11 protein-coding genes and 1 riboswitch are annotated in these 13,855 nt (G+C 70.7%); of the genes, 7 read left to right on the forward strand and 4 right to left on the reverse strand.

The window, feature by feature from the left end:
- Window positions 1-187 precede the first annotated feature (187 nt).
- From ADK60_RS23730 to ADK60_RS23750, 5 genes are all read left to right on the forward strand, one after another.
- Entirely contained in the window at window positions 188-2,209 is a 2,022-nt protein-coding gene (locus tag ADK60_RS23730; RefSeq protein WP_053648759.1) for a glycosyltransferase family 2 protein, read from the forward strand.
- The gene (locus ADK60_RS23735) at window positions 2,209-3,612 is read left to right on the forward strand and encodes a glycoside hydrolase family 26 protein (RefSeq protein ID WP_053648760.1); all 1,404 of its coding nucleotides are present in this window, start codon (window positions 2,209-2,211) and stop codon (window positions 3,610-3,612) included. The genes ADK60_RS23730 and ADK60_RS23735 overlap by 1 nt, the downstream gene beginning before the upstream one ends.
- A 97-nt stretch (window positions 3,613-3,709) precedes the next feature.
- Window positions 3,710-4,957 carry a GH12 family glycosyl hydrolase domain-containing protein gene (locus ADK60_RS23740; RefSeq protein ID WP_053648762.1) on the forward strand — a complete coding sequence of 416 codons (1,248 nt, stop codon included), beginning with the start codon at window positions 3,710-3,712 and terminating at the stop codon, window positions 4,955-4,957.
- 61 nt (window positions 4,958-5,018) lie between these two features.
- Window positions 5,019-5,180: riboswitch (cobalamin riboswitch) on the forward strand.
- 160 nt (window positions 5,181-5,340) lie between these two features.
- Entirely contained in the window at window positions 5,341-7,791 is a 2,451-nt protein-coding gene (locus ADK60_RS23745; protein WP_502687450.1) for a ribonucleoside-diphosphate reductase subunit alpha, read from the forward strand.
- On the forward strand, window positions 7,791-8,807 hold the full coding sequence (locus ADK60_RS23750; RefSeq protein ID WP_053648764.1) for a ribonucleotide-diphosphate reductase subunit beta: 1,017 nt from the start codon (window positions 7,791-7,793) through the stop codon (window positions 8,805-8,807). Before ADK60_RS23745 ends, ADK60_RS23750 begins: the two co-directional genes overlap by 1 nt.
- A 64-nt stretch (window positions 8,808-8,871) precedes the next feature.
- Here the strand turns inward: ADK60_RS23750 and ADK60_RS23755 are convergent, their stop codons facing one another.
- Window positions 8,872-9,180: a DUF397 domain-containing protein gene (locus ADK60_RS23755; protein ID WP_353651770.1), complete on the reverse strand. Its 309-nt coding sequence runs from the start codon at window positions 9,178-9,180 to the stop codon at window positions 8,872-8,874.
- Window positions 9,181-9,182: 2 nt separating this feature from the next.
- The gene (locus ADK60_RS23760) at window positions 9,183-10,040 is read right to left on the reverse strand and encodes a helix-turn-helix domain-containing protein (protein ID WP_045939109.1); all 858 of its coding nucleotides are present in this window, start codon (window positions 10,038-10,040) and stop codon (window positions 9,183-9,185) included.
- Window positions 10,041-10,269: 229 nt separating this feature from the next.
- Between ADK60_RS23760 and ADK60_RS23765 the strand changes: the two genes are divergently transcribed.
- Both ADK60_RS23765 and ADK60_RS23770 read left to right on the forward strand, forming a co-directional pair.
- The gene (locus ADK60_RS23765; protein WP_045939108.1) at window positions 10,270-10,704 is read left to right on the forward strand and encodes an ATP-binding protein; all 435 of its coding nucleotides are present in this window, start codon (window positions 10,270-10,272) and stop codon (window positions 10,702-10,704) included.
- A 167-nt stretch (window positions 10,705-10,871) separates the two neighbouring features.
- Window positions 10,872-11,930 (forward strand): ferritin-like domain-containing protein, encoded by a 1,059-nt coding sequence (locus ADK60_RS23770; RefSeq protein ID WP_053648766.1) that lies wholly within the window; start codon window positions 10,872-10,874, stop codon window positions 11,928-11,930.
- Window positions 11,931-12,003: 73 nt separating this feature from the next.
- Here the strand turns inward: ADK60_RS23770 and def are convergent, their stop codons facing one another.
- Entirely contained in the window at window positions 12,004-12,642 is a 639-nt protein-coding gene (gene def, locus ADK60_RS23775; protein WP_078896337.1) for a peptide deformylase, read from the reverse strand.
- 42 nt (window positions 12,643-12,684) lie between these two features.
- Window positions 12,685-13,674, reverse strand: coding sequence for a tetratricopeptide repeat protein (locus ADK60_RS23780; protein WP_045939107.1), 990 nt, complete (start codon window positions 13,672-13,674; stop codon window positions 12,685-12,687).
- Window positions 13,675-13,855 lie beyond the last annotated feature (181 nt).

Genomic DNA, 13,855 nt, shown 5'->3' on the forward strand with positions numbered 1-13,855 from the left:
CCGCCCCCCGGTGACCCGTCACCGGGGGGTGCCCTTATGCTCACTAGCGGCCATCGGGCCCGCCGCCCACACGGCGGGGCCACCGGGCCCGTCGCCCACACGGCGGGCACCACGAACGCACCGGCCAGAACGAGGACAACCGAAGCCGCCCCGACCGCGGGACGGCCCACAACGGGGGATTGGGCTGGTGGACTCCACCGACGAACGGACGACGACCAGCGGCGGCCGGCGCGGACGAGGGCGCCACAGCAGGCTCCTCCCCGAGGCCCCGCACGAGCGGCGCGCGACCCGCAGCCAGTCCCGCAACGCCTCGGCCCGGCGCAACTACCTGGCCTGTGCCGAGGCCACCGGCCCGCTGCAGGACGGCGAGAGCGTCGACACCGTCCGCTACCGCGCCGTCTCCTCGCTCGGCGTCAAGGTCGTCCTGACCCTGCTGGTCGCCCTGAACGCGGTGGCCGGCCTGGTGTTCGTCGGCTGGCTGCTGCTGCCCTCGCACATACCCGGGCCGGGCGTCGGCTGGTCCCCGGACTGGCGGGTCAATGTCGCCCGGCTCTGCTTCTGCGCCGTGGTCACCGTCGAACTGGTGCGGCTCGTCCAGAACCTCGCGGTCTGGGTGTTCGCCTTCCGCGCCAAGGACCCGATACCCGTGACCGCCCGGCCCGGCCTCAAGGTCGCGGTGCTCACCACCATCGTGCCGTCCAAGGAGCCGATCGAGATCGTCGAGCAGACCCTCGCGGCCATGCTGGAGATCGAGTACGACGGCGAGGTCGACGTCTGGATCCTCGACGAGGGCGACGACGACCGGGTGAAGGCGATGGCCGCCCGGCTCGGCGTGCACCACTTCAGCCGCAAGGGCCGTCCCGAGTACAACCGGACCGAGGGCGAGTTCCGGGCGAAGACCAAGTCCGGCAACCACAACTCCTGGCGGGCCGAGCACGAGCACAAGTACGACGTGGTGGCCCAGATGGACCCGGACCACGTCCCCCTGCCGTGCTTCCTGGAACGCACCCTCGGCTACTTCCGCGACCCCGACACCGCCTTCGTGGTCGCCCCCCAGGTGTACGGCAACATGTACGACAACTGGGTCGCGCACGGCGCCTCCGTGCAGCAGTACCTCTTCTCCGGCCTGGTCGAGCGCGGCGGCAACGGCATGGACGCCCCGCTGCTGATCGGCACCAACCACCTCTACCGGCCCGCCGCCTGGCAGCAGATCGGCGGCTACCAGGACTCGATCATCGAGGACCACCTGACCAGCATGCGGGTGCAGGCCACCGAGAACCCGGCCACCGGACGCCGCTGGAAGGGCGTCTACACCCCCGACGTACTGGCCGTGGGCGAGGGCCCGACCTCCTGGACCGACTACTTCAACCAGCAGAAGCGCTGGGCGTTCGGCATCTGGGAGATCCTGCTGAAGACCCGGCTGCGCAAGGGCATCCGGCTGCGGACGCGCCAGCGGGTGCTGTACGGACTGGTCCAGTTCTACTACCCCAGCGTGGCCGTGACCACCGTCCTGGGCAGCCTCGCCACCGCCGTCTACCTGGCCTGCGGAATCACCTCGATCCAGCTCGACACCGTGCTCTGGGGCTCGCTCTGGGGTGCCAGCATGGGCAGCTGGTTCCTGCTCTGGCTCTGGCTGCGGCGCTTCAACCTGGCCGCCCACGAGCGGCGCGAGATCGGCATGGCCGGCATGGGCCTGGCCCTGTTCGCCGGACCGGTGTACCTCGCGGCCGCGATCGCCGCGCTGCTGCGCCGCCCGCTGGCCTACGCGGTGACCGCCAAGGGCGACCTGCGCAGTGCCGAGCGGCTGTCGACCTTCCGGCTGCACCTGCTGTGGGCCGCCGTCGCGGCCGGGCTGCTCGCCGCGAGCTTCGCCCTGCACCACGGCATCTGGCTGCTGCGGTTCTGGGCGGGCGTCAGCATGTTCACCGGCATCGCGCCGCCGGTCATCTCCTTCGTCAGCGCGCGCCGGGTCGCCCGGGCCGAGCGCCGGGCCGCCGCCGGACTGCCCGCCCCGCGCCGCTCCGACGACGCCGGCGACCATGCCCTCGAGGCCCTCAAGGGCATGGACGACGCCGGCGACGAGGCCGAGCCCGTCGGACCGGACGAGGACGGAACAGCCGCGGGAGGCCCCGGGACGGGCCCCGAGCGGGAACTCGCGGAACTGCTGGAGCCGGCCCCGGCCGGCGGCGGCCGGAAGGGCGGTCGCTGATGCTGCGGATCACCGTGCCCAGGATCGTCGGCCTGCTCGCGCTCGCGCTGCTGGCCAGCTACGCCTTCGTGCTGGCGCCGAAGTACAACGCCCGCCACGCGCCCGAGCCGTACGCCTTCTCCGGCAAGGCGCCGACGGCGATGCCGGACTGGCTGGTCGCCGCCCTGGCGGCACCGGCCCCGACCGCCGCCGCCACCGCGGCTCCCACCGACACACCCGTCGCGACGCCCGTCCCCACGCCCGCCCCGACGGGCGGCGAGGACACGGGCAGCCCCGCCCCGGCACCGGTCGAACCGGCCGCGGCCCCGTTCCCGGCACCCGGCGGCGCCTTCATGGGCCTCATGACCAAGGCCGGCCCCTACGACCTCGACCCGGTCGAGGAGTTCGCCACCGCCGTGAAGCACCGGCCGAACGTGCTGGAGTTCTCCGTCGGCTGGTGGGACAAGCGGTTCGACCGCCGGGTCTTCGACACCGTGGCCGAACGCGGCATCATGCCGATGGTCGCCTGGGAGCCCTGGGACTTCCACAAGGAGTCCAAGGTCGACAAGCTCCGCGGCGAACAGCCCGACTACGCGCTGAGCCGCATCATCGGCGGCGAGTTCGACCCCTACATCAAGCAGTGGGCGGAGGGCGTCAAGAGCCTCGGCTACCCGATCGCCCTGCGCTTCGCCCACGAGATGAACGGCTACTGGTACCCGTGGGCCGAGCAGGCCAACGGCAACCGCCGCGGCCAGTACGTGCAGGCCTGGAAGCACGTCCACGACCTCTTCCGGCAGGCCGGCGCCGACAAGGTGGTCTGGGTGTGGAGCCCGAACATCGACTACGAGAACGCCACCTCGCTGGACTCGCTCTACCCCGGTGACGACTACGTCGACTGGATCGGCCTGTCCGGCTACTACGGCACCGTCGGCCTGGAGAAGTACGCCTCCTTCGAGCAGATCTTCGAGCCGACGCTGAAGAAGCTGCGGACCTTCAGCCCGAAGCCCGTGGTGATCACCGAGACCGCCGCCACCGACAGCTCCGGCCAGAAGGCCCGCTGGATCACCGAGATGTTCGAGCAGTTGCCCCGGCACCCGGACATCATCGGCCTGATCTGGTACGAGGCGGTCAAGGAGGTCGACTGGCGGGTCACCGCGTCCACCGCGGCCAGCGCGGCGTACGCCGCCGGGGTCGCCGCGCCCCGGTACGCCGGGCAGTGGACCGTCCGCTCGCAGCCGCTGCTCACCGTGCCGCCGCCCACCACGCCGCCCGCCGCCACGCCCTCGGCCCCGGCCCCGGCGGTGCCCTCGCCGAGCGCCAAGCCGACCGGCGGGACCGGCACCAAGCCGTCCGGGTCCACCGCCCCGAGCCGGAAGCCGGCCACCACCAAGCCCCGGAGCTCCCCGTCGGGCGCCGCCGGATAGCCTCGACCGACCGCGGGCCCGTCCGCCCGCAGGAGGCCGCCGGGGCACCGGCCGGCCCGTACACCGAACACCAGTACCCCGTTGGGAGGCGAAGAGCATGGTCCGCCCGTTCCTGCCCGGCCCCGGGCGTCCCCGGCCGCGCGCCTGGTGGTGGCTCGCGCCCACCGCCCTTCTGGTGCTCTGCCTGTGCGCCGTGCTGATCCCGCGCGAGAGCGCCCCCTCGACCGCCGCCGTCGCCCCGCCCCCGCCGCCGCTGACCTCTCCCGAGCCCGGCGAACTGTGCTCCACCGCGCAGAACCGCTACCCCTCGCAGCCGGTGGACTCCGGGCGCTACGTCATCAATCCCAACGAGTGGAACGCCACCGGCGGCCTGTGCGTGCACGGCGGCAACGACAGCGCCGCCTTCGCCGTCACCCGCAGCGCCGTCGCCCGGGGCAACCTCACCGACCCGGCCCGCGGTCCCGGCGCCTACCCCCACATCAGCACCCCGCTCGGCAACGACGGCGTCAGCCCGCTGCCCATCGCCGTCGACAACCTGCGGTACGCGACCAGCACCTGGCGCACCACCCAGGTGGACGGCGGCGTCTGGAACGCCTCCTACGACCTCTGGTACAGCACCACCCGGGGCAGCTGCTCGTTCACCGAGAGCGCCGAGGTGATGATCTGGCTGCGCGGCAACGGCACCTCGCCGTTCGGCAAGCAGTCCGGTGAGCTGCGCAGCGGCGGCCAGGCCTACCGGGTGTACGAGGCGCCGAAGAAGAGCAGCCACACCCTGATCACCTACGAGGCGGCCTCCGCCACCAATGTCGTCACCGACCTCGACCTGCGCGCCTTCACCCGCGACGCGGTCCAGCGCGGCTACGTGCCGGCCGGCTCGTACCTGTGCGCCGTCCAGGCCGGCTTCGAGATCTGGGAGGGCGGCGCGGGCCTCGGCACCGACGCGTTCTCGTTCGAGGTCGCCGCGGGCCGTCCCAGCGGCGCGGTCACCTCCGCGGTGCCCGGCTACTGCCTGGACAGCCGGGTGGCCGGCGACCCGGCCGCGGTCGGCGCCGCCACCTGCGACGGCTCCCCGGCGCAGAGCTGGACCATGGGCGAGGACGGCTCGGTCGGCCAGGCCGGACGCTGTCTGGAGGACCCGGACCTCGGGTTCCCGGTCCTCACCGGCTGCACCCGCAGACCCGACCAGCGGTGGCGCGCCACCGACGGCGGGCAGCTGATCAACGAGGACTCCGGGAAGTGTCTGGAGAACCCCGCGACCGGCCCCACGGGCACCGGGAACGGCCCCCAGGTGCGGATGCGGCTGTGCGCCGCCAAGCCCGCCCAGGAGTGGCACAGGCCGCTCTGAGGGGCGCCGAAAGCCCCCGCAGCCTATCGCAACCGACCCACGACACGCAGCCTCGCGACACTACATGTGGGGCTTCGTCGGACGAGCGCCACTAGATGTATGCTCACTCCTGCTGTCGAAGCAGGGGAACCCGGTGCGAATCCGGGACTGCCCCGCAGCGGTGTGCGGCCGCCTCCCCAGGGAGCCCGCGAGTCCGAGTACCTGCCGACGGCGTGCCGGCGCCTCCCCGCAGAGGCCATGCGCACCAGCACCACTTCCGGGCCTCGCGGGCGGGCCGGGGACGAATCGCGCGCGACGCCCACGGGCCCGCGCGGCGTACTCCCCTGCCCGAACGGCCCGGCCCCCGATCCACCGCCGTCGACCGCCGCCAGGAGAGAAGCGCCTTGACCACCGCTGCCTCAGTCGTCCTGCCCGCCCAGGGTTCCAGCTCCGTCCCCGCCGACCCGACGGTCGCCGATCCCGGCGGTGCGCTCCTGCGCCTTCTCACCGACCGCAGCGCCGACCTCCCCCAGGTGGACCCCGGTCATGTCGCCGCCGCCGCGCTCCGCGGCCGGCACGCCGGCTCGGACTTCGCCGAGCTGCGCGGACTGGCCGTCGACGCCGCCGCGTCGATGATCGCCGAGGACCCGCAGTACTCCAAGCTCGCGGCCCGACTGCTCGCGCTGGAGATCGTCGACGAGGCGGCCACCCAGCAGGTGGTCTCGTTCTCCAGCTCGATCGCCGTCGGCCACGCCGAGGGCCTGATCGGTGACACCACCGCCGCCTTCGTCGCCAAGCACACCGCCACCCTGGACGCGCTGATCGACGCCAAGGGCGACGACCGCTTCGAGTACTTCGGTCTGCGCACCGTCCAGAGCCGCTACCTGCTGCGCCACCCGATCACCCGCAAGGTCGTCGAGACCCCGCAGCACTTCCTGCTCCGTGTCGCCTGTGGCCTGGCGGTCGGCGACACCGAGCAGTCGGTGCGCGAGGTGGCCGAGCTGTACCGCCTGATGAGCCGGCTGGAGTACCTGACCTCCTCGCCGACCCTCTTCAACTCCGGCACCCGGCACCCGCAGATGTCCAGCTGCTACCTGCTGGACTCGCCGCTGGACAACCTGGACTCGATCTACTCCCGCTACGCGCAGATCGCCCGGCTGTCCAAGCACGCCGGCGGCATCGGCCTGTCCTACTCCCGGATCCGCTCCCGCGGCTCGCTGATCCGCGGCACCAACGGCAAGTCCAACGGCATCGTGCCGTTCCTGCGCACCCTCGACTCCTCGGTCGCCGCCGTCAACCAGGGCGGCCGCCGCAAGGGCGCGGCCTGTGTCTACCTGGAGACCTGGCACGCGGACATCGAGGAGTTCCTCGAGCTGCGCGACAACACCGGTGAGGAGGCGCGCCGCACCCACAACCTGAACCTGGCGCACTGGATCCCGGACGAGTTCATGCGCCGGGTCAACGCCAACGCCGACTGGTCGCTGTTCTCCCCCGCCGACGTCCCCGAGCTGGTCGACCTGTGGGGCGCCGAGTTCGACGAGGCGTACCTGAAGGCCGAGCTGGCCGGCAAGGCCGTCCGCACCATCCCCGCGCAGACCCTCTACGCCCGGATGATGCGCACCCTGGCGCAGACCGGCAACGGGTGGATGACCTTCAAGGACGCCTCCAACCGCGCCGCCAACCAGACCGCGCTGCCCGGCCGCACGGTGCACAGCTCCAACCTCTGCACCGAGATCCTGGAGGTCACCGACGACTCCGAGACCGCGGTCTGCAACCTCGGCTCGGTCAACCTCGGCGCCCACGTCGCCGCCGGCGCCACCGCCGCCGACCTGCTGAACGCGATGGACTGGGACCGGCTGGACGCCACCGTGCGCACCGCCGTCACCTTCCTCGACCGCGTGGTGGACATCAACTTCTACCCGACCCCCGAGGCCGGTGCCTCCAACTCCCGCTGGCGCCCGGTCGGCCTCGGCGTGATGGGCCTGCAGGACGTCTTCTTCCAGCTGCGGATCGACTTCGACTCGGCCGAGGCCAAGAACCTCTCCACGCTGATCGCCGAGCGCATCATGCTCACCGCCTACGAGCGCTCCGCCGACCTGGCCGAGCAGCTGGGCCGGCACGAGGCGTACGAGGAGACCCGCGCCGCCCGCGGCGAGCTGCACATCGACCACTTCCCGAGCGCCGCGCCCGAGTGGGCCGACCGCTGGGAGTCGCTGCGCACCCGAATCGCCACGACCGGCCTGCGCAACTCGCTGCTGCTGGCGATCGCGCCGACCGCCACGATCGCCTCGATCGCCGGCGTCTACGAGTGCATCGAGCCGCAGGTGTCCAACCTGTTCAAGCGCGAGACCCTCTCCGGCGAGTTCCTCCAGGTCAACCCGTACCTGGTGCGCGAGCTCAAGGAGCTCGGCGTCTGGGACCAGCAGACCCGGGACGCGCTGCGCGACGCCAACGGCTCCGTGCAGGAGCTCGGCTGGCTGCCCGCCGAGGTGCGTTCGCTGTACCGCACCGCCTGGGAGCTGCCGCAGCGCGCGCTGATCGACCTGGCCGCCGCCCGGATGCCGTACATCGACCAGAGCCAGTCGCTGAACCTGTTCATGGCCGCGCCGACCATCGGCAAGCTCAGCTCGATGTACGCCTACGCGTGGAAGGTCGGTCTGAAGACCACCTACTACCTGCGCTCGCGCCCGGCCACCCGGATCGCCCAGGCCGCCTCGGGCGCCGCCCGTACCGCCGCGCCGGTGCCGGTGACGGCCGACACGATCCCGGTCGGTACCCCGACCCTCACCCCCGAGGAAGAGGCCGCGCTGGCCTGCTCCCTGGAGAACCCCGAGTCCTGCGAGGCGTGCCAGTAATGTCAGACGACCGCGAGAAGATGCTGCTCGACCCCGGCTTCGAGCTGACGCTGCGCCCGATGCGCTACCCGTCGTTCTACGACCGGTACCGCGACGCCATCAAGAACACCTGGACGGTGGAGGAGGTGGACCTGCACTCGGACGTCGCCGACCTGGCGAAGCTGAGTGAGGGCGAGCGGCACATGATCGGCCGGCTGGTCGCGTTCTTCGCGACCGGTGACTCGATCGTCTCCAACAACGTGGTGCTGAGCCTGTACAAGCACATCAACTCCCCGGAGGCGCGGCTGTACCTGAGCCGTCAGCTGTTCGAGGAGGCGGTGCACGTCCAGTTCTACCTGACGCTGCTGGACACCTACCTTCCGGACCCGGAGGACCGCAACGCGGCCTTCGCGGCGGTGGAGAACATTCCGTCGATCCACCAGAAGGCCCAGTTCTGCTTCAAGTACATGAACGCGGTCGACCACATCGACTCGCTGCAGAGCAAGGACGACCGGCGGGCGTTCCTGCTGAACCTGATCTGCTTCGCGGCGTGTGTCGAGGGGCTGTTCTTCTACGGCGCCTTCGCGTACGTGTACTGGTTCCGGAGCCGGGGTCTGCTGCACGGTCTCGCGACCGGGACCAACTGGGTGTTCCGCGACGAGTCCATGCACATGGACTTCGCGATGTCGGTGGTCGACACCGTGCGCGAGGAGGAGCCGGACCTCTTCGACGAGAAGATGGCCCAGCAGGTGACGGAGATGCTGGAGGAGGCCGTCGAGGCCGAGCTCCAGTTCGCCCAGGACCTGTGCGGCGAGGGTCTGCCCGGCATGAACACCGCGTCGATGCGGGAGTACCTCCAGGCGGTGGCCGACCAGCGTCTGGCGCGCCTGGGGATGCCGATCCGCTACGGATCGACGAACCCGTTCGGCTTCATGGAGCTCCAGAACGTGCAGGAGCTGACCAACTTCTTCGAGCGCCGGGTGTCGGCGTACCAGGTCGCGGTCGAGGGCTCGGTCGCCTTCGACGACGACTTCTAAGAAGCAGAAGAACTGATAGAGGTGCCCCGCACGGCCACAGCCCGTGCGGGGCACCTCTGTCGTTTCAGCCGGTCGGAAACTCCCCGCCCCTTACCGCTCCCACGAAGGCTGCCCACGCATCCGCGGGGAACATCAGCGCGGGCCCGTCCGGGTCCTTGGAGTCACGGACTGCCATACCGCCCAGCACCAAAGGCCCGGTCTCCACACAGTCGTTCGCCTGGGCGCTGTAACTGCTCTTGCGCCAACCAGCTCCGACGATCATGGCGGGAACGACCTCCGCTACCTCAACGCAGTCGCTCTGCGCACCCGAGTAGGACGACTTGTGCCACCCAAGTCCGGCAGCGGACGCAGACAGCAGGAACATACTCGCCATTTCTAGACCTTGTCCTTTGCGCGCTCGATGAGTGCGACCGATTCGGTGCGCGGCAGCGATTCCGCCAGGGCACGGCGGAACAGGTTGGTGTACTTGAACACTTCCTCCGGCTCCTCGATGTAGAGCGTGCTGAGGAGACTGTCGACGTAGACCACGTCCGTCTCCGTCGCTTCGGGGAAGCTCAGGATCGCGACAGGTCCGAAGAGCGCGGCATGAACGTCAGACTCCTCCGGCAGGACCTGGATGTTGATGTTCGGCTGATCGGCACTCGCCACCAGGAAATCGAGCTGTTCCCGCATGACCGACCGGCCACCGATCCGGTGTTTCAGCACGGATTCCGAGAGGACTACCCACATCCGCAGTGGAGCCTCCCGCGTCAGTACTGCACGTCGCTCCTGACGAACCTTCGTGAGCCGCTCGACCTGCTCCGGAGTCGCATCCTCTATCTGGGCACGGACCACCGCGCGCGTGTAGTCCTCCGTCTGCAGCAGCCCCGGCACCAGAAACGTCTGGATGCTGTACATGTCCGACGCATCGGATTCCAGCGCGATGAAGTCGGCATAGAGCGGCGACAGTGTGTCCGAGTACCGATCCCACCATCCGCGCAGACGCCCCTCGCGCGATAGGGCCTCCAGCCGACTTCGCGTCGCCGGCTCCGCTACCCCGTACAGATCAAGCAGCAGCCGAAGATCCACCAGACGGATACCCGACTGCGCGGCCTCGATTCGGCTGATCTTGCTCTCGGCGCAGGCAAGTTGCCTGGCCGACTGGGCGATCGTCAGATCCGCTTCTGTCCGCATCTCCTTGAGCGTTCGGGCCAGCCGCCGCTGCCGAACGGTCGGATTCCGGTTCACGGGCACCGTCGCGACCTCCCCACTTCTGTGATCTGCCAGTCTGCCCTCCCCTGCCATCCGTCAACAATCTTTGATCACTTCCAAAGTGGGGACTTGCACCTTAGAAGTCGCCAGGAGCATGCCACTCAACGTAGTCCGCCATATGACACAAGGTGATCATGGCGGCTCGGCACCCGGGCATTCCCATGCCTTCTTCAGCCGTCTTCACCCCACGCCCCTCGGAGGTGGCCCCGCCATGCCTGAAACCGTCTCCGCCACTCCCCCCTCCCCCGCCGAACACACCTGCTGGCTCCCCCGCCACCGGAAGTCCCCCGGCGCGGCCCGCCGGGAGCTGCGCTCCTTCCTCGCCGACCACCCCGACAGCGAAAACCTGCTCCCGACCGGCGAGTTGCTGCTCTCCGAGCTGGTCACCAACTCCGTCCAGCACGCCCGCACGGCCCGGGGGCGCCTGATCCAGATCCGCTTCGGCCTCGCCGACAGCCTCCTCCGCATCGAGGTCCACGACGCCGACAGTGAGAAGCCCGCCCTCCGCGACGCCTCGGACTCCGACGAGGCCGGCCGAGGGCTGCTCCTCGTCCACGAGTTGGCCGCCCAGTGGGGCTGCTGCCCCCGCGCCGGCGGCATCGGCAAGTTCGTCTGGTGCCACATCTCCGCCGAGGCGGCCGCCTGAGGCACGCGCCCCCGCCCGGGCCGCCGGACGGGGGCGCCTCTTTCGCACCCGACGACCCCTCACGCCGCCCGTCCGGATGAACTCCCGGGCCGCACCGGCGACATGCGTCCGTACACGACCCGCCCCCGACTACGGTCCGCCCCACGGCCGAACGAAAGGGGCTCACCGTGACGAGCGGAATCCTGGACTACGAGAGCGACGCGATCGTCCAGCTCATGAACATCGCCGAGGACGACTGGACGGAGCAGGAGCTGAAGGACGCGCTCCAACGGGCGATCATGCTGGAGCTCTCCACCATCCCGCCCTACGCCACCGCCCTCTGGTCGATCACCGACCCGGACAACAACAAGCCGGTCCGGCACACCATCCGCGAGATCGTCTTCGACGAGATGTCGCACTTCGGCCTGGTCTGCAACATGCTCACCAGCATCGGCGGCACGGTCGTCCTCACCGACCCGCTCACAGTCCCGAAGTACCCGGGTGAGCTGCCCGGCGGCGTGAACCCCGGCCTGGAGGTGTTCCTCAGCGGGCTGACCCGGGAGTCCGCCGCGCTCTTCGCCGACATCGAGAAGCCCGAGAACCCGCTCGGCTTCGCAGCGGACGGCAACACCATCGGCGCCTTCTACCAGCGCATCGCCAATGTCTTCCCCAAGTTCGCCGACCTGCTCACCGGGCGCCAGCAGGTGACCTTCCCGCTCGGGTCGGGCCACGGTGCCGGCAACAACATCGTCGCGATGAACACCATCGACGACGTCCTGGGCGCCATCCACATCATCCAGAGCCAGGGCGAGGGCACCGACGCCTCCCCGGAGAACCCCTTTCCCGGTACCCCGGGCGAACTCGCCCACTACTACGCGTTCAAGGAGATCGCCGTCGGCAAGAAGTTCGTCCCCACCGGACAGGACGGGAAGTTCGACTTCGTCGGCCCCGACGTGCCACTGCCGGACACCTCCCCGGTCGGCCGGGTCCCCCAGGGCGGCTGGGTCAACTCCCCCGGCAACGAGCCCGACGCCACCACCGCGGACCTGCTGCACACCTTCAACCAGCAGTACAGCGACATGCTGCGAGCCCTGGAGGACGCCTGGAGCCCCAGCGCGGCGGACATCTTCCCGGCCATCGGCCTGATGGGTGACTTGCGCCGCACCGCCCAGAAGATCAACGCCGTCAAGCTCCCCGCCAGCCCCCACTTCACCTATGGCCCGGAGTGGCTGTTCGTCACAACCTAGGGCACCACAAAAGGCACGAAGGCCGGTGCGGGCGCTCTGCCCGCACCGGCCTTCGCCGGCTCCCGCGCTCCGACTACACGTTCGGGACGGTCGCGTAGCGCGGCGTGCCCTCGCCCATCTGCTTCAGCGCGTCCTTGCGGTCGCGCTTCGACAGCTTGTCGATGTAGAGGAAGCCGTACAGGTGGTCGGTCTCGTGCTGGAGGCAGCGGGCGAAGAAGCCGGTGCCCTCGACGCGGATCGGGTTGCCGTCCTTGTCCTGGCCGGTCACCGCGGCGTACTCGGGGCGGGGCAGCTCGGCGTAGGCGGTCGGCACCGACAGGCAGCCCTCGTTGCCGTCGTCCAGGACCCGCTGGCGGTCCTTGGGGAACTCCTCCAGCACCGGGTTGATCATGTGCCCGATGTGGCGCACGCCCTCGTCGTCCGGGCAGTCGTAGACGAAGACCTTGAGGTCGACACCGATCTGGTTGGCGGCCAGGCCCACGCCCTCCGCCGCGTACATCGACTGGAACATGTCGTCGATCAGTGCGGACAGCTCGCCGTCGAAGGCGGTCACGTCCTTCACCTCACGGTGCAGCACGGGGTTGCCGAAGACCGTGATCGGACGCGCGGTGCCCTTGGTCAGGTCCGGCTCCGATCCGACCACCTTCACGGGCGCCTCGGGCGCCGCCCCCTCCACGTCGTGCTCGTGCTCGTGGTCGTGCTGCTCGGCCATGTCTTCCGCTTCCATAGGTCTACGCGTACCTCACCAGGGTACTCAGCAGACCTCTTCGAGATCCCGGTACGCCCGGGTCCCGGGGGCGGCCGCCGCCCAGCGGTCCAGCAGGGTCCGCACCAGGTGCGCGGGCGCGGCGATCCCGCACTCGCGTTCGGCCAGCCAGGACATCCCGCCCGCGCCCGGACTGAGATGGCTGAGGTGGCCCGGGTGCGCGGCGTCCCCGTCGTCGTGCGGGTCGTGGTGGGCGGTGTGCCCGTCGTCCGTGGCCATCCGGCTCTCCGAACAGGCCCGGCACAGCAGCCGCACCGAGGACGTCCAGTCCTCGGCCGCGTAGCCGGCGTCCGCGACCAGCCGCTCCAGCGCGTCCCGGTCCGCCTCGGTCGCCGCCTGGAGCAGCACCACGTAGGTCGGCACCGGTGACGGCGCCCACAGCTCGATCTCGTCGAACACCGGGTACGCCACCCCGTCGGTGACCCGCTCCCCGTGCGGGGCGCCGTCGTGCAGCACCACCTCGCCCCAGCGTCTGCCGGAGGACGGCAGCGGGATCGACAGCACCTCGATCCGGGCCGGGTCCAGCCGTCGGCCCCAGACCACCTCGGACTCGCCCTCCGGGGAGAGCCGCACCGGGGTGGTGCCCAGGTCCAGGCTGACCGGGCCGTCGCCGTGCGCGTTCGGGCCGCCCGGCAGCCGCAGCCCGTACGCCTGCCAGGCCCGGCGGGCCAGCGGCCAGTCCTGGAGCGCGGTCGCGGTGATGCCGAGGTTCCACCAGTCGGGGGCGCCCTGCTCGCGGTCCAGCAGCGCCACCGCCCGCAGCCCGGCGGCCCGGGCCTGCTCCCAGTCGCGGCGGAACTTGTGCAGCAGCGCCAGGTTGAACCACGAGTCCGACAGCCACGGTTCCAGGTCGGCCGCCATCACCAGCAGCGCGCCGGCGTCCTCGTAGCGTCCGTCGCCGATCAGCGTGAATGCCCGATCGGTCGTCTGCCGCCAGGTGGCGGACGGCCGGTGCCGTGCCCGGTGGAAGATCCTCACGTTCGTCCCTGCCGTCGTCGTCCGCTCAAGTCCCGCGTCCGCTCCCGTGTCCGCTCCCGCGTCACGGGCCCGGCGCCCCGGGTCGGTGTTCCACGCTACGACCGCATCCAACCACGACGGCCGCCGCCCGCGCTCCCCACCGCCGAGGTTGCCCGTAACCGGCCCCCACCCCAGCCTGCCC

It is taken from the genome of Streptomyces sp. XY431, assembly GCF_001279805.1.
Classification (GTDB): domain Bacteria; phylum Actinomycetota; class Actinomycetes; order Streptomycetales; family Streptomycetaceae; genus Kitasatospora; species Kitasatospora purpeofusca.